Here is a 14,810-nt window from a genome sequence, read left to right as displayed (position 1 = left end):
TGGAAATCTGTATGCCGCCAGACTAGGTTCAGGTTTCTAATAGAGAAAGCACGGACGCGATATGAACCTACTCTTTCTCGGCACCTCCGCCGGTGTGCCCACCAAACAAAGAAATGTCTCTGGGATCGCTTTGCGTGAAAGCAAAGGGAAGGGCTGGTACCTGATTGATTGTGGTGAGGGCACCCAGCATCAGGTCTTGCATACCAAGCTGTCGTTCCATTCTTTGAAGGCTATCTTGATTACCCATGTGCACGGCGACCACTGCTATGGGCTGCCGGGCATTCTGGCGAGTGCCGCCATGGGGGGCCGGAAAGCGCCGCTGACTATTGTTGCGCCCACAGGTATCCAAACGTGGTTGGAGGCAACCTGCGAGGTGACGCAGCTATGCTTACCTTTCGCCCTGGAGTTTATCGCCTCAGACGATCTGCAAAGCGTTGAGTTTGAGAGCATCGCGGTTGAGACCTTCAGACTTTCACATCGGGTGGCGTCTTATGCCTATGCATTTACAGAGCGAAAGGTTGATGCTGCCCTGGACGTGGATAAGCTAGCGCAAAAGGGGATTCCGAGAGGGCCGTTGTGGGGGCAGTTGAAGCAAGGGGTTGATAGTGAGTTTGCAGGTGAGCAGTTAAAAAGCCATGACTACTTAATTTTTAAGAATAAGCCCAGGAAAGTAGTGATCGCTGGAGACAATGACCAGCCTGACTTATTGAGCGAGGCGTGTGCAGAGGCGCAGGTGCTGGTACATGAGGCCACCTATACCGAAGAGATGGCCCAGAAGGCCGGCGATGTGGGACATAGCTACGCCAAACTTGTTGCTGCTTTTGCCGAATCGATAAAGCTACCTAATTTGGTGCTGACTCACTTCAGCCCTCGTTATCAGTTAGGTGCCCATGCATCGCCGTCCATCGAGGACATCCGCAAAGAAGCTGAGGGCGCCTATTCAGGCTCGCTTTTCTTGGCGCGGGATTTTGGCGAATACAGCTTGGAAAAAACGGGTTGCTTTTCTGAGATGGTGGGCGAGTAGTTTTTCCACGCGTTTATCAGTAGTGATACCGAAGTTGGGCGATCAGCAACGCTTCGTAGTCTTCAAGCACTGGCTTCCGGAGAAGCCAGCGCTTACTTCGTTATTTCAAAAGCAGCCTCAAGAACTGCCTTAAGAACTGCCTTAAGAACTGTCTCAAGAACTGTCTTAAGAGCTATTTCAAAAACGCTCGCAGCGTTTCGCTGGCTTGGTCGATAGCGACAACGCCATCTAAATGGCCGCGGTTGCCTTCTAGGGTTTCAAGCGTTACTTCGGTGCCGTCGGCTTCTATCAGCTCGGCAGTGCGGCGCACGCCTTCGGGGGCGAAGACGAGGTCGTTTTCGCTGTAGAGCATCAGCGTGGGGGCGTCGATGGCGGCCAGCCCTTCTTCTAACGAGTCACCGTGGCCCGCCATAAAGAGTTGGTTGGCGCGAACCAGGTAGAGCAGGTGGTTGGCATCGGAAAGCTCGGCGCGGGCGGCGGCGACGTCATCCAGCGTTTGCTCAATGGCGTAGCGGGCGTTGATATCCTGAGCGGGGTCGCGCTCGGCATCGGCCCAGTCGCGGTTGAAAGTTTCGTTGGCCCACTGCCAGTGATTGGCATTGAGGGTGACGAGCTTGAGCGCTTCTTTTAGGCCATCGGTGGGTGGCTCGCCATCGTAATAGTTGCCTTCATTCCAGTTGGCGTCTAAGCGAATGGGCGCTGCCCAGGCGCTAAGCGTTGCCAGTAACCAGGGGTCGGCAACGCCGCCGCCGATAACGGGAATCAGCCTGTCCACTTTGTCAGGGTACGCGCTAGCCCATTCAAACGCTTGAAGCGCCCCCATGGAGGCGCCCATGACCGCGTGTAGCGATTCAATGCCCTGGCTCTCTAACAATGCCCGCTGTACCTCCACAAAGTCACGGATCGTTACCACAGGAAAGTCCATTCCCCACGGTTCGCCGGTGTCTGGGTTAATAGAGGCGGGACCAGTGGTGGTGACATTAGGGTCGTGGGCGTTGAGGTTCACCAGCGTATCGGACGCAATAATGTAGTACTCGTCGGTATCCAGTGGTTTGCCGGGGCCAATGATGGCATCCCAGTAGCCGGTTGGCTCGCCATCTGGGTCATAACGACCTGCTGCGTTACTGGTGCCAGAGAAGAAATGGGTGATTAAGATGGCATTGTCACGGGCGTCGTTTAATTCACCGTAGGCTTCCCAACCCACCGCAAGTTCGGGAATTGTTTCGCCGCTTTGGGTAGTGAAGTCTTGCATCTCGAAGGTTTGTTTTTCGACGATGCCATCCCAGGCCAGTAGCGGTGATGCTGCAAGTAACCCGAGGCTGGTGAACGTCACCACGGTCAATAAAGAGTGTCGTTGCTTGAGGAGCATACGCCTTCCTTAAATGAGGGATTATTATGATTATTGTTGGCAACGGCTGCGTTGCCACCCTCTTAGCGTAGTCGGCTTTAGCGCATTTTAAATGGGTTTAGCCCGTTGGCTTGTTGCATCATCATGCGTTTGGCGAATGGTACGCGTTCGGCAAGGTGCAGGCTCAGGTCGCCCAACTTGCGCAAGGGCTTGGCGCCGGTAAACAGGTGGTGGAAGCTGTCGGTGGCAGCAATCATCGCTTGGTTGGCCAGGCGGCGCTGGCATTCGAAACGGTGCAGGCTGATGGCGTCACCGGGGTCGCGGCCTTTGACGATCAGCTCTGCCAGGGTGTCGGCATCATGCAGGCCAATATTCAGCCCTTGCCCTGCCAGCGGATGCACCACGTGGGCGGCATCGCCAATCAGTGCTAAGCGCTTGCCAATATAGCGCTTGGCGTGCTGGCGTCTAATTGGAAAGCTCGCCTTTGCGACCACACGGGTTAGCTTGCCAAGCCGCTTGGGGAAGGCCGCTTCAATGGCTGTTTTTAAGGCGTCATTGGATAGCTGCTCACGGGCTTTGGTGGCTTCGTCACTGTCATACCACACCAGCGATGCACGATGGCCGGGTAAGGGAAGCATGGCAATCGGGCCGGTGGGGGTGAAACACTGCCAGCTGATATCCTGCTGGGGTAGCTCGGTTTCCACGTTAATAATCATCGCCCGCTGATGGTAGTCGTAGCGACTAACGCCAATGCCAGCAAGTTCCCTTAGCGTCGAATGCGCGCCATCCGCGCCAACAATCAAGCGGGCGCTTAAGGTTTTGCCGTTATTTAGCTCCAGCATGCGGCCGGTGCTGGCCGCCATGGTGCTGAGCGGTGCGCACTGGGTGTAGCAGGTCACGCTGGGGAGGTTCTCCAAGCGCTGCCACAACGCATATTGCAGGGTGCGGTTTTCGATAAAAATACCGAAGTCGTCCATGCCGCTGTCCTGGGCAGAAAACAGTGAATGGCCGGAGCCATCCTGGTTGGCGACATCAATATGGCGAAACGGGCAGCAGCGCTCTTCGGGAAGCATGGTGCCGCTCACTTTTACAAATGCCAGCGAACGGGCATTAAGTGAGGAGATACGCAGGTCATAATCGCCGCTGGGCGGGGTGGGGGCGCTGCCACGTTCTACCAGCCCAACCGACATGCCGGTGTGCCCTAACCGGGCCGCCAGCGCGGCACCCACCATGCCACCACCGACAATGATAATCTCGTGATCCCACTGCATGAGACACTCCTTACGTTGAATAACGAGGACATATTGCACGACCCTTTATTGTCATACAGTATCGGTTACTTGTCGCAGTGTTGCATAGGGTGATCCATTGACGCAGGCCGTGGAAATGATAAATAGCATAGCGCAGGCGGGTGAGGCGCTGGCGGGTTTTATTGAGCGCCACCCTAAACTGTGGGTGATTACTGGCGCAGGAGTAAGCACGGACAGCGGCATTCCTGATTACCGCGATGCCGACGGGCAGTGGAAGCGACCGCCGCCGGTACAACATGGCGATTTTATGGCCTCACTTGCTGTGCGCCAGCGTTATTGGGCGCGGGCGCTGATCGGTTTCAAGGCCATGCGTGAAGCCCAAGTGAGCGGTGCGCATAAGGCGCTGGCGGCGTTGGAAACCATGGGCTACGTGGAACTGCTGGTGACACAGAATGTGGATCGCCTGCATCAGCGGGCAGGTTCCAGCAAGGTGATTGATCTGCATGGTCGAGCAGACGTAGTGGCGTGCATGACTTGCGGTTATCAACTCATGCGCCATGCCATGCACAGCGAAATGGCCAGGATGAACCCGCGTTTTGCAGCGCTAGATGCCCGCCATGCGCCCGACGGCGATGCGGATTTAGAAACTGATTTTTCGACGTTTAAGGTGCTGGATTGCCCGCGCTGCCAAGGCATCTTAAAGCCCCAGGTTGTCTATTATGGCGATGTGGTGCCACCAGCGCGGCGCTTGGCGGCCCAGGCGGGGCTGCAAAACGCTGATGCCGTGTTGGCTGTGGGCACTTCGTTGATGGTGTATTCCGGCTACCGCTTCTGCCGCGACGCCCACGCCATGGGCTTGCCGGTGGCCTCGCTGTCGCTGGGCGTCACTCGCGCCGATGCACTACTAACCCATCAGTGGCGTGCGCCGTTAACGCCGGTGCTAGAGCACGCAGTTATGTGCTTGAAGTGTCACTAACGCGCTTTTGAGACCCAGGGGTTACCGTCACTCCACAGCCGCCAGGGGGCATCGCGGTCGGCGGGCTGGGCATAATCGATACCTACGCGAGGGCCAGAGGCAACGGCGTCGGGTGGCTCGCCCGCCGTTATCCATAGCGCGTTAGACTGAGTCATATCATGACCATATAGCGTTTTATCAATATGCAGCGCGCGGGTTAGCTTGCCGGGACCGTTGGTGAGATTGCGGCCCTTTACATCACGTAGCGCGCGCATGGCTGCTTCGCCTACCACTGGCTCCACCGCGCGAATAAGCACTGCACAGGGATTGCCCTCTGGCTGTGTGACCACGTTCAGCAGCCAGTGCATGCCATACACCAGATACACGTAGGCGTGTCCTGGTGGCCCAAACATGGCCTCCGTTCTCGGCGTTTTGCGCCGATGTGCATGGCAAGCTGAATCTTCGGACCCCCGATAGGCCTCTGTTTCGACAATTTTTGCGACCAACAGCTCACCTTCGTAGTAACGAACCAGTTGGCATCCCAGCAGGTCCCGAGCGACGGCAAGGGTATCACGGCAATAAAAGTCGCGTGAAAGAGGGGCTAACGCCGCTGTGTTGGCTAGTCTATTAACGTCAGTTAATGGGTCAGTGTGCTCCATGATATCGCCAATTACTTGAGTAAGCTGCTAGGGTATTCGTTAGCCCTTTCTTTTAAAAGCGGAGTCGCCCGTGCTGTCATTTGAACACCAGTTTGCAACGCTTCCCGAGCCACTGTGGATTGCCTGCCAGCCAACGCCAGTGAGCCACCCCACACTAATTGTATTTAATGAGTGCCTAGCAGAAACGCTAGGGCTGAATATCGCTATGAAGGGTAAGCCTGATGATGCCACCCTTGCCCAATGGTTTAGTGGCAACCAATTGCCACCAGGCGCAGAGCCACGGGCGCTGGGCTATGCTGGGCATCAGTTTGGTAACTTTGTACCGCAGCTGGGTGATGGCCGCGCACTGCTGCTGGGGGAAGTTATCGACCAGGACGGCATGCGGCGCGACGTGCAGCTCAAAGGCAGCGGCCGTACGCCATTTTCCCGTGGCGGCGATGGTCGTTCGCCGCTAGGCCCAGTGCTACGGGAGTATTTGGTCAGTGAGTTTATGGCTGCAATGGGCGTACCCACCACACGCGCCCTAGCGGCAGTGACCAGTGGCGAGCGGGTGATACGCCAACTGCCTGAGCCCGGCGCGGTATTTACCCGTGTGGCCAGCAGCCATATTCGTGTGGGCACCTTTCAATTTGCTGCGGTACGCCGGGATGAAGCTGCTCTGAAAGCGCTGGCCGACCATGTGATTGAGCGCCACTACCCAGAAGCGGCCAGTGCAGATGATCCTTATTTAGCTTTGCTAGAGGCCGTGGCTGCCCGCCAAGCGGTGCTGGTGGCGCGGTGGATGAGCCTTGGCTTTATTCATGGCGTGATGAATACCGACAACTGCAGCATTGCTGGAGAAACCATTGATTATGGCCCCTGCGCCTTTATGGAGCAGTTTAATCCGCAAAAGGTCTATAGTTCGATTGATGAAGGCAAGCGTTATGCTTTTGATAATCAACCCGCCATTGCTCAATGGAACCTAGCTCGCTTCGCAGAAACGCTGCTGCCGCTGATGCGCGAAGAGGGCGATACCGTCGTCGAGCAGGCCACCGATATCATCCGCCGCTTTGAACCACTGTTTGATGCCGAGCAGCGCCGCTTGCATGCGGATAAGCTCGGCCTTGCAGCAGACAGCGACCAAGCGGTACCGCTAATGGAGATGCTGAAAAGTCAGATGCACCAGGGACGGATGGATATGACCGCTACCTTTGATGCGTTGACACACTACGCCAGCACTTCAAGTGAAACACATAAGGAAGCACTGCTGGCGCTGACGACTCAACCCAATGAGTTGGCGACATGGTTAGATAAGTGGCAAGCCGCACAGGTTGCCAGACAAGACAGCGAGCGCTTAGACGCTATGCGGCGTGCTAACCCAGTGATTATCCCCCGCAACCACCGCATTCAGGAGGCTATCGATGCGGCGAACGAGGGCGATTTTGCGCCGTTTCACAGCTTACTTGCTGTGGTCACCCAGCCCTTTGAGGAATCCGCAGAAGCACGCCGCCTTGCAGCCCCAGCAACGGAAAACGAACAGGTACTGAGAACGTTTTGCGGCACCTAATCTCGGCTTTTTCTGTGGTAGACTGTAATTATTTACAGGTGAGGGCGGAGGCAAGGGCAACCTGTGCGCAAAATTATTCATTGCGACTGTGACTGCTTCTACGCAGCGGTTGAAATGCGCGACAACCCAGCGCTTAACGACGTGCCTATTGCGATAGGTGGCAGCGTTGAGCAGCGCGGGGTTGTCGCCACCTGTAACTACCCCGCCCGCGAATTTGGCATCCACTCGGCCATGCCCATGGCCCAGGCGCTCAAACGCTGCCCGCATTTGACCGTGATTCGTGGTGACATGGCCAAATACAAAGCGGTGGCACGCCAGGTGTTTGCGATCTATCGCGATGTGACCGAACTGATTGAACCGCTCTCGCTAGATGAAGCCTTTTTAGACGTGACCAATGTCACTCTGTGCAACGGTAGCGCCACCCGAATGGCCGAAGCGATTCGTCAGCGTGTGAAAAGCGAAATAGGCATTACCGTCTCGGCAGGTGTCGCACCCAATAAGTTTCTTGCCAAAATTGCCAGCGACTGGCGCAAGCCGGACGGCCTGTTTGTGATCACACCAAACGACATTGATAGCTTTGTGCAGCAGCTACCGGTCAAGAAAATCCACGGCGTAGGGCCGCGCACCGCTGAAAAATTGGCGGGGTTGGGTATCCAAACCTGTGCGGATTTGCGGGCTCGTCCGCTCACTGAGCTGGTCGAACAGTTTGGCCGCTTCGGTCATCGACTGTTTGAGCTTAGCTTTGGGCGCGACGAGCGGCCAGTGAAAACCCACCGTGAGCGGAAATCGATCAGCACCGAGCAAACCTACTCCCAAGACTTGCCTACGCTAGAAGCTTGCCGCCAGCAGCTGCCCGACCTGCTCAACGACTTAGAGCGGCGATATGCCAGACTAGACCCAGCGCCCGCTGTGCGCGGGCTAATGGTAAAGGTGAAATTCAACGACTTTACCCAAACCACCGTGGAACACGCCGACCCCGCGCCTAACCTGGATCAGTTCGAATCTCTGTTAACTATTGGTTGGGCACGAGGGGAGAGGCCAGTTCGGCTATTAGGCGTCGGCTACCGCTTGGCAGAAGAAACCACCGTTCAACAACTCTCGTTGTTTTAATTAGCCTGTTAATACTTATGTCGATTGACGCTCATTCAAAGGCGAGTTAAAACAGACGTATGATAGTCTGTCTAATTACTAAATAGCGTGGATGCTGCCCCACGCTGCTTTCCTGTCTTATTACCCTGCGAGCGACCCATGTCTGCCCATGCCACCCAACGCCCTCGTTTAGTGTTCGCCCATGCGAATGGCTTTCCTGGCTTAAGCTATCGCACGCTGCTGGAACCACTGGCAGAGTCGTTTGACCTCCATCCGCTGGATCGATTGGGGCATCACCCGGATTACCCGGTGAACCATAACTGGGGCAATTTAGTCGATGAACTGTTGAGCTACTTGCCGGTTACAGACACACCGCTATTGGGGGTTGGTCACTCATTAGGCGGTACCCTGATGGCCATGGCGGCAGATAAACAGCCAGAACGCTTCTGCGGCGTAATTATGCTTGACCCGCCGTTGATGCTGGGGCCGGATGCCTGGGTGATGAAAGCGGCGAAGCGGTTTGGCTTTATGGATCGCATCACGCCTGCTGGTAAAACCCAGGGGCGGCGCAGTGTGTGGCCTAGCCGAGAAGCGATGGCCAACTCGCTACGCCGCCGTGGGTTATTTCGCCGCTTTACCCCAGAGGCGTTGAACGACTACATTGAAGCAGGCACGCGCTTGCTAGATGACGGTAGCGCTGAGCTAACCTTCGACCCTGGGGTTGAGGTAGAGATATTTCGCCATCTGCCCGACCACCTTTCTGGATTGCCACGTCGAGTCGGTGTGCCGATCCACTTGGTGGCAGGGCAGGAGTCGCACCTACTCACCCCTAAACGGGTCAAGCGGCTACAGCGTTGTGGGTTAGCGATCAGCGAGGTTCCCGGTACCCACATGTTCCCTATGGAGCATCCGGATGAAACCCGGGAAGCCATATTGGCGGCGTGGCAGCGTTTCGAGCTGGGAACCAGTAAGCGAGCATAAAGCGCATAAGGAGGCAGGATGTATCTTTCCGTACAGCTAAGCTATTACCCGCTGGCCGATGATTTTAAGCCAGTGGTGAAAGACGTGGTAAAACGTTTGGAAGCCACCGGGTTAGAAGTACACCCTAATCGAATGAGTACCCAGGTGTTTGGGGAATTCGATGCGGTGATGGCCGCTTTAAGCGATGTCATGAAGTGGTCGTTTGAGACTCATGGAAAAGCGGTTTTTACAGCTAATTTCCTCGAAGGCGATCGACGTCCACGTTAAAGAAACGCCGCCCGATTTGGGCGGCGTCTATGTTGGCGCTAATAACAGCTAAACCAGCGATTCCAGGCAGGATTCAATAATGTCCAGCCCTTCGTTGAGTACGCTGTCTTCAATGGTGACAGGCATCAAGAAGCGAATCGTGTTGCCGTACATGCCGCAGGAGAGCAGGATTAACCCCTCTTCACGGGCTTTCTTACACAGCGCCGCGGCAAGTTCTGCATTGGGTGTGCGATCCGTTTTGTTTGAGACCAGCTCAAATGCCGCCATAGCGCCCATGTTGCGCACATTATCGATGCAGTCGAACTTGGTCTGCCACTCGCCAAAGCGAGCCGCTAGCTTTTCGCCCAACGCTTGGCTTTTTTCAAGAATATTCTCCTCTTCGAACACGTCCATCACCGCCAGGGCAGCGGCACAGGCGGTGGGGCTGCCGGTATAGGTGCCGCCGAGGGAGTTAGGGCCTGAGGCGTCCATGACCTTATCGGTGCCAACAACCGCAGAGATTGGCATGCCGTCGGCCATACTTTTCGCCATGGTCATCATGTCCGGCTCAACGCCGCTGTGCTCAATGGCGAACATTTTACCGGTACGGCCAAAGCCCGACTGCACTTCATCGATGATCATTAGCATGCCATGCTCATCGCAAATTTCGCGGATCTTTTCCAGGAAGCTCTTGGACGCAGGATAGAAACCACCTTCTCCAAGCACTGGCTCTAAGATAATAGCGGCGGTATCTTTTGGGTTAGCGTCGGTTTTCAGAGTCATTTTCAGGCCACGAATGGCCTCGTCTTCGCTGACGCCGTGATAGGGCACCGGATAAGGCGCGCGGAATACCGTACCAGGCATCGGGCCAAAATCGGTTTGATACGGGGCAACTTTGCCGTTCATGGCCATGGTGTAGAACGTACGGCCGTGATAACCACCGTCAAAACAAATGACGTTAGAGCGGCCGGTGGCAGCGCGGGCAATTTTAACGGCATTTTCCAACGCTTCTGCCCCGGAGTTAGCCAACATGACTTTGGCGTGGCCGCGAACCGGTACGAGGTGGCTAAGTTTTTCAGCAACTTTTACATAGCCTTCATAAGGCATCACTGTTTGGCAGGTGTGCATGACCTTATCCAGCTGGGCTTTCACCGCAGCAACCACTTTAGGATGACGGTGGCCTACGTTCAAAACGCCAATGCCGCCTGCGAAGTCGATAAAGCGGTTGCCGTCGGCGTCCCAGATCTCAGCATTTTCAGCGCGATCCGCAAAAGCAGTGGCGGGGCTGGCAGCACCCGCTGCGACATACTTCTGCTTTAGTTCGTTTAGCTCGGCGTTGCTCATGGCTCAACTCCTTTGGATGTTGGGTATTGCTTGTGCAAGATGTGCAGTGTCACTGCTTATATGACAGATTCAGTCGTCATTGTTTCAGAATCGTTATTTGGGCGATAAAACGGGTGTAATAGGTAAACAATCTGTGTCAGTAGCTCGATGCTTCTAAGCCTACACATACCTCTTCTCTTAAGTCTAATAATAGAGGGACAAGATCTGGGCCTAGGGAGTTAATAGCTGGTTTGGCGTAGAAAAACCCCTGTTGGCGATCAATGCCCGCGCGCGCTAACCATAGCGCTTCTGCACGTGTTTCTACCCCTTCCGCAATGAGCGTCATGCCTAACTCTTGGGCTAGCAAAACGATGGAATTAAGCAACGCTTGGCGACGTGTGTCGTGATCACAGTTCATCACCAGCTCGCGGTCGATTTTGAGCTTATCCGGTGTTAGGTCCGTTAATAGATCCAGGTTGGCATAGCCATTGCCGAAATCATCAAGGGCCGTTTTAAAGCCCATTTCGCGGTAGGCTTCGATGATATTGCGAAGGTGCTGGCGGTCACGTACTCGCTCGGTTTCAGTGATTTCAAAAATTAGCCGATTCATTGGCCAGCCAACGCGCCGAGAAACATCGAGCGTTGCTTGAATGCAGGCTTCCGGCTCATAGACAGCATTGGGTAAGAAGTTGATCGATAACGCTGTTGGCATGTTCAATGCGCTGGCCATCTCAATCGCCTTAACGCGACAAGCCTGATCAAAACGATACAGTAGGTCGTCAGTCACCTGAGAAATAACGCTCCAGGCAGACTCACCATTGATACCTCGTACTAGCGCTTCATGAGTCACTACCCGAGCAAGTGACACGTCCACAATGGGTTGGAAGGCCATCGTAAAATCAAAAGGAAGCTCCCCCTCACATCGTTTACAGCTACCATCTACCCGTGCGCAGTGACCCATGAAATCCCCCTGTAGCAGTGCGCCAAGTTACCCGTTGGCCAATTTACTTCAGCCTTTGCCGGTTAATTTGAAATTTTTTTTAACTATATAATCATAGACGAAATCAGTTTAGTCGCTTGTTAACTTTTCGTATAGGTTTTGTATAGAAATTTCAGAGTGCGTTGAGCCAACAAAAAAGCGCCCAAGTGGGCGCTACGATGAAGCGTTAAGTCGATACGAGAAGGCGTTTAATAGCGAGCGTTAAATAATGCCTGCTTGTTGCAGTGCGTGGCGCTGTTCTCTGGTAATGCCTAGCTCGTCAAGCACCTGCTGCGTGTGCTCACCCAGTGAAGGAGGGGGAGTCTGGGCGCTGATGGACTCGCCGTTGATACGGATAGGATTCGCGACTAAATCGACGTGACCGGCTTGGCTGTGGGGAAGCGTTTGCTTCAAGCCACGTGCTTTGACATGGGGATCGTCAAAGACGCGGTCTAAGGTATTGATTGGCCCGCTGGGTACACCGGCGGCTTCAAAGGCTGACAGCCATTCGTCAGTTTTCTTTGTCAATAATACGACTTCCAACAGCGGAGCCAGTACTTCTCGGTGTTGTACGCGTGCGCCGTTAGTTGCAAACCGCGGGTCTAGCGGCAGGTTTGGTTGGTCGATCACTTGGCAGAAACGCTTAAACTGTTCGTCATTGCCGACCGCAACAATCATATGACCATCTGCTGTGGCAAACGCTTGGTAGGGCACAATATTGGGGTGCGCATTCCCCAGCCGCTGAGGTACTTGACCGGAGGTTAAGTAGTTGAGCGCTTGGTTCGCCAGCACACCCACCTGCACGTCCATCAGCGCCATATCGATATGGCAACCACTGTCGGTGATGTGGCGCTGATAAAGCGCTGCCAGCACCGCATTGGCGGCATATAGCCCGGTGAAAATATCGGTAAAAGCAACGCCGATTTTAACGGGGCCACCACCGGGTTCATGATCAGGCTTGCCAGTCAGGCTCATGATGCCGCCCATCGCCTGAATCATGAAATCGTAACCGGCGCGGTGTGCGTAAGGGCTTTCTTGGCCAAAACCGGTAATTGAGCAGTATATAAGCCGAGGATTCAGTGCCTTAAGGCTTTCATAGTCCAGGCCATACTTTTTCAGGCCACCTACTTTGAAGTTCTCGAGTAGCACATCTGAGGTGGCTACTAGCTGCTTAATCAATGCCTGGCCTTCAGGCTTGGCCATATCGACGGTGACCGAGCGCTTGCCTCGGTTGGCGCAGAGATAGTAGGCCGACTCTGAACTGCCAGAGAGCCATGGAGGGCCCCAGTGGCGAGTGTCATCTCCACTGATGGGGCGCTCTACCTTGATCACATCAGCTCCCATGTCCGCGAGCATCTGCCCGCACCACGGGCCAGCCAGTACGCGGGAAATGTCGAGTACTTTGATGCCTGCTAGTGGCTTGGTTGCTGTGCTCATCGGATGCCTCGCTCGCCGTTTAGAAAAACGCCTGAATACCGGTTTGGGCGCGGCCAAGAATCAAGGCATGTACGTCGTGAGTGCCTTCGTAGGTATTTACCGATTCCAAGTTCACCATATGGCGAATCACGCCGTACTCGTCGGAAACACCGTTACCACCGTGCATATCACGTGCAACGCGGGCGATATCCAGCGCTTTGCCACAGTTATTGCGTTTGATCAGCGAGACCATTTCGGGGGCCCAGTTACCGCTATCCATCAGGCGACCCACTTGAAGGGCAGCTTGCAGGCCGAGCGTGATTTCGGTCTGCATATCTGCCAGTTTCTTCTGGATCAGCTGATTAGACGCCAATGGGCGGCCAAACTGCTTGCGGTCCAGAGTGTACTGGCGGGCGGCATGCCAGCAGAATTCAGCGGTGCCCATGACACCCCAAGCAATACCGAAGCGGGCTTTGTTCAGGCAGCCGAAGGGGCCTTTTAAGCCGCTAACGTTAGGCAGCAGGTTTTCTTCAGGGACAAAGGCGTTATCCAGCACGATTTCGCCGGTGATGGAGGCACGAAGTGATACCTTGCCTTCAATTTTGGGTGTGCTGAAGCCTTCGGTGCCGCGCTCAACAATAAAGCCTTTGATTTGATTGTCGTGGGCAGCGGATTTCGCCCAAACTACGGCAATATCCGCAATCGGGCTGTTGGTAATCCACATTTTTGCACCGGTTAAGCGGTAGCCGCCGTCAACCTTTTCTGCCCGAGTGATCATTGAGCCAGGGTCTGAGCCATGATCCGGTTCGGTTAAACCAAAACAGCCGACCATTTCACCGCTGGCGAGCTTAGGCAAATATTTGTGCTTTTGCTCTTCAGAGCCATAGGCTTCGATCGGGTACATCACCAGTGATGACTGTACACTCATGGCCGAGCGGTAGCCTGAATCGACGCGCTCTACTTCGCGAGCAATCAGTCCATAGGCCACATGGTTCACGCCTGAGCCGCCATATTCAGGGGCGACGGTTGCGCCCAGTAGGCCAAGTTCACCCATTTCGCTCATGATTTCACGGTCAAAGCGTTCTTCACGAAAAGCACTCAGCACGCGTGGCTGCAGGTTTTCCTGGCAGTAGTCGTGGGCTGCATCGCGAATCTGGCGCTCTTCATCGGTGAGCTGGTGTTCGAGCAGCAGTGGGTCGTCCCAGTTGAAGTGGGTCATGGCGTGAACTCCTACATAGTTGTATTGATACGCTTCAATGTATCGCCGTTTTGTTAAAATATCTACATTTTAACATAAAGAATTTAATTAATACCTCGTGCCTTGAGGACGCGGGTAATAATCGGGACAGGCGTCATTAAGTGGTCACGCATGAGATTAGCCGCCTGCTCTGTGTCGCGGGCAAGAATGACGTCTACTAAGGCAGCATGTTCTTGTCGTTTGATTTCCAGCGCTTGGGGAGACATGACCGTTTCCTGCAGCCATAGGTGGCGGTAGCGCTCTACCTGATCAAACAGCGTGTCGCGCATCTGTAATAGATGCGGCGAGCTGCAGCCGCTAGCAATAGCGGTATGAAATGCCTTGTGGCGTAAATCCCAGCCATCGAGAAGTTCATCTGGTGAACTCACTTCGGTCACTTTAGCCAGCCGGTGGGCAGTGGCGAGTACGTTGGCTTCCCAGTCGTCGTCGCCGCGTTCAATGGCCAGGCGTAAAATCAAGCCTTCTAACTGAGCACGCGCGTCGTAAATATCGTTTAGCTCGGCCAACGACATTGGCGCTACCCGATAGCCGCGCTGGCTAATCGCAATCACCAAGCGGTCGGCAACTAACTGGGAAAGCGCTTCTCGGAGCGGACCAGTGCTGGCACCGTAATACTCCTTGAGACGGCTCATTAAAAGCTTCTCTTCAGGCGCATAGCGGCCGCGAATGATGTCGTGCTTCAGGGCGCGATAGGCGCTGATAGCGAGGTTCGGGCGCGGCGCATCGTGCTCCATGG

General features: G+C 55.0%; 14 protein-coding genes. 6 read left to right on the top strand and 8 right to left on the bottom strand.

Going from position 1 to position 14,810, the window contains the following annotated elements:
- The first annotated feature begins 61 nt into the window (after nt 1-61).
- On the top strand, nt 62-1,024 hold the full coding sequence (locus HZS79_RS09230; protein ID WP_179927682.1) for a ribonuclease Z: 963 nt from the start codon (nt 62-64) through the stop codon (nt 1,022-1,024).
- A gap of 172 nt (nt 1,025-1,196) precedes the next feature.
- On the opposite strand, the gene HZS79_RS09225 is transcribed toward HZS79_RS09230, so the two are convergent.
- Nucleotides 1,197-2,393, bottom strand: coding sequence for an E22 family MetX-like putative esterase (locus HZS79_RS09225; protein WP_179927681.1), 1,197 nt, complete (start codon nt 2,391-2,393; stop codon nt 1,197-1,199).
- A gap of 77 nt (nt 2,394-2,470) precedes the next feature.
- Entirely contained in the window at nt 2,471-3,643 is a 1,173-nt protein-coding gene (locus HZS79_RS09220; RefSeq protein ID WP_179927680.1) for a UbiH/UbiF/VisC/COQ6 family ubiquinone biosynthesis hydroxylase, read from the bottom strand.
- 115 nt (nt 3,644-3,758) lie between these two features.
- Here HZS79_RS09220 and HZS79_RS09215 point away from each other — a divergent pair, with 115 nt between their 5' ends.
- Nucleotides 3,759-4,598: an NAD-dependent protein deacetylase gene (locus tag HZS79_RS09215; protein WP_179927679.1), complete on the top strand. Its 840-nt coding sequence runs from the start codon at nt 3,759-3,761 to the stop codon at nt 4,596-4,598.
- Here HZS79_RS09215 and HZS79_RS09210 read toward each other — a convergent pair.
- Nucleotides 4,595-5,236: a DNA-3-methyladenine glycosylase gene (locus tag HZS79_RS09210; protein ID WP_162218193.1), complete on the bottom strand. Its 642-nt coding sequence runs from the start codon at nt 5,234-5,236 to the stop codon at nt 4,595-4,597. The two genes, HZS79_RS09215 and HZS79_RS09210, sit on opposite strands and share 4 nt — an antisense overlap.
- A 70-nt stretch (nt 5,237-5,306) precedes the next feature.
- Between HZS79_RS09210 and HZS79_RS09205 the strand changes: the two genes are divergently transcribed.
- The 4 genes from HZS79_RS09205 (at nt 5,307) to HZS79_RS09190 (ending at nt 9,119) form a co-directional block, all read left to right on the top strand.
- Nucleotides 5,307-6,782: a protein adenylyltransferase SelO family protein gene (locus tag HZS79_RS09205; RefSeq protein ID WP_179927678.1), complete on the top strand. Its 1,476-nt coding sequence runs from the start codon at nt 5,307-5,309 to the stop codon at nt 6,780-6,782.
- A gap of 63 nt (nt 6,783-6,845) precedes the next feature.
- On the top strand, nt 6,846-7,892 hold the full coding sequence (dinB, locus tag HZS79_RS09200; RefSeq protein WP_179927677.1) for a DNA polymerase IV: 1,047 nt from the start codon (nt 6,846-6,848) through the stop codon (nt 7,890-7,892).
- Nucleotides 7,893-8,030: 138 nt separating this feature from the next.
- Nucleotides 8,031-8,852, top strand: coding sequence for an alpha/beta fold hydrolase (locus HZS79_RS09195; RefSeq protein WP_179927676.1), 822 nt, complete (start codon nt 8,031-8,033; stop codon nt 8,850-8,852).
- 18 nt (nt 8,853-8,870) lie between these two features.
- Nucleotides 8,871-9,119, top strand: coding sequence for a YkoF family thiamine/hydroxymethylpyrimidine-binding protein (locus HZS79_RS09190; RefSeq protein ID WP_030069625.1), 249 nt, complete (start codon nt 8,871-8,873; stop codon nt 9,117-9,119).
- A 48-nt stretch (nt 9,120-9,167) separates the two neighbouring features.
- Here the strand turns inward: HZS79_RS09190 and gabT are convergent, their stop codons facing one another.
- The 5 genes from gabT to csiR form a co-directional block, all read right to left on the bottom strand.
- Nucleotides 9,168-10,442: a 4-aminobutyrate--2-oxoglutarate transaminase gene (gene gabT / locus HZS79_RS09185; RefSeq protein ID WP_179927675.1), complete on the bottom strand. Its 1,275-nt coding sequence runs from the start codon at nt 10,440-10,442 to the stop codon at nt 9,168-9,170.
- A gap of 136 nt (nt 10,443-10,578) precedes the next feature.
- On the bottom strand, nt 10,579-11,382 hold the full coding sequence (locus HZS79_RS09180; RefSeq protein WP_179927674.1) for an EAL domain-containing protein: 804 nt from the start codon (nt 11,380-11,382) through the stop codon (nt 10,579-10,581).
- A gap of 240 nt (nt 11,383-11,622) precedes the next feature.
- Nucleotides 11,623-12,837: a CaiB/BaiF CoA transferase family protein gene (locus tag HZS79_RS09175; protein WP_179927673.1), complete on the bottom strand. Its 1,215-nt coding sequence runs from the start codon at nt 12,835-12,837 to the stop codon at nt 11,623-11,625.
- Between the two features lie 19 nt (nt 12,838-12,856).
- The gene (locus tag HZS79_RS09170; protein ID WP_179927672.1) at nt 12,857-14,035 is read right to left on the bottom strand and encodes an acyl-CoA dehydrogenase; all 1,179 of its coding nucleotides are present in this window, start codon (nt 14,033-14,035) and stop codon (nt 12,857-12,859) included.
- A gap of 83 nt (nt 14,036-14,118) precedes the next feature.
- Entirely contained in the window at nt 14,119-14,808 is a 690-nt protein-coding gene (gene csiR / locus HZS79_RS09165; protein ID WP_179927671.1) for a DNA-binding transcriptional regulator CsiR, read from the bottom strand.
- Nucleotides 14,809-14,810 lie beyond the last annotated feature (2 nt).

Origin of the sequence: Vreelandella zhaodongensis (genome assembly GCF_013415115.1) — a bacterium.
Classification (GTDB): Bacteria; Pseudomonadota; Gammaproteobacteria; order Pseudomonadales; family Halomonadaceae; genus Vreelandella; species Vreelandella zhaodongensis.
The sequence above is the reverse complement of the archived record's forward strand: the minus strand, read 5'-3'. Positions and strand labels throughout refer to the sequence as shown.

Bases quoted from the DNA above. Each gene is read 5' to 3' on its own strand.
- HZS79_RS09230 (WP_179927682.1), top strand. From the start codon at position 62: ATGAACCTACTCTTTCTCGGCACCTCCGCCGGTGTGCCCACCAAACAA.
- HZS79_RS09225 (WP_179927681.1), bottom strand. From the start codon at position 2,393: ATGCTCCTCAAGCAACGACACTCTTTATTGACCGTGGTGACGTTCACC.
- HZS79_RS09220 (WP_179927680.1), bottom strand. From the start codon at position 3,643: ATGCAGTGGGATCACGAGATTATCATTGTCGGTGGTGGCATGGTGGGT.
- HZS79_RS09215 (WP_179927679.1), top strand. From the start codon at position 3,759: ATGATAAATAGCATAGCGCAGGCGGGTGAGGCGCTGGCGGGTTTTATT.
- HZS79_RS09210 (WP_162218193.1), bottom strand. From the start codon at position 5,236: ATGGAGCACACTGACCCATTAACTGACGTTAATAGACTAGCCAACACA.
- HZS79_RS09195 (WP_179927676.1), top strand. From the start codon at position 8,031: ATGTCTGCCCATGCCACCCAACGCCCTCGTTTAGTGTTCGCCCATGCG.
- HZS79_RS09190 (WP_030069625.1), top strand. From the start codon at position 8,871: ATGTATCTTTCCGTACAGCTAAGCTATTACCCGCTGGCCGATGATTTT.
- gabT (WP_179927675.1), bottom strand. From the start codon at position 10,442: ATGAGCAACGCCGAGCTAAACGAACTAAAGCAGAAGTATGTCGCAGCG.
- HZS79_RS09180 (WP_179927674.1), bottom strand. From the start codon at position 11,382: ATGGGTCACTGCGCACGGGTAGATGGTAGCTGTAAACGATGTGAGGGG.
- HZS79_RS09175 (WP_179927673.1), bottom strand. From the start codon at position 12,837: ATGAGCACAGCAACCAAGCCACTAGCAGGCATCAAAGTACTCGACATT.
- HZS79_RS09170 (WP_179927672.1), bottom strand. From the start codon at position 14,035: ATGACCCACTTCAACTGGGACGACCCACTGCTGCTCGAACACCAGCTC.
- csiR (WP_179927671.1), bottom strand. From the start codon at position 14,808: ATGGAGCACGATGCGCCGCGCCCGAACCTCGCTATCAGCGCCTATCGC.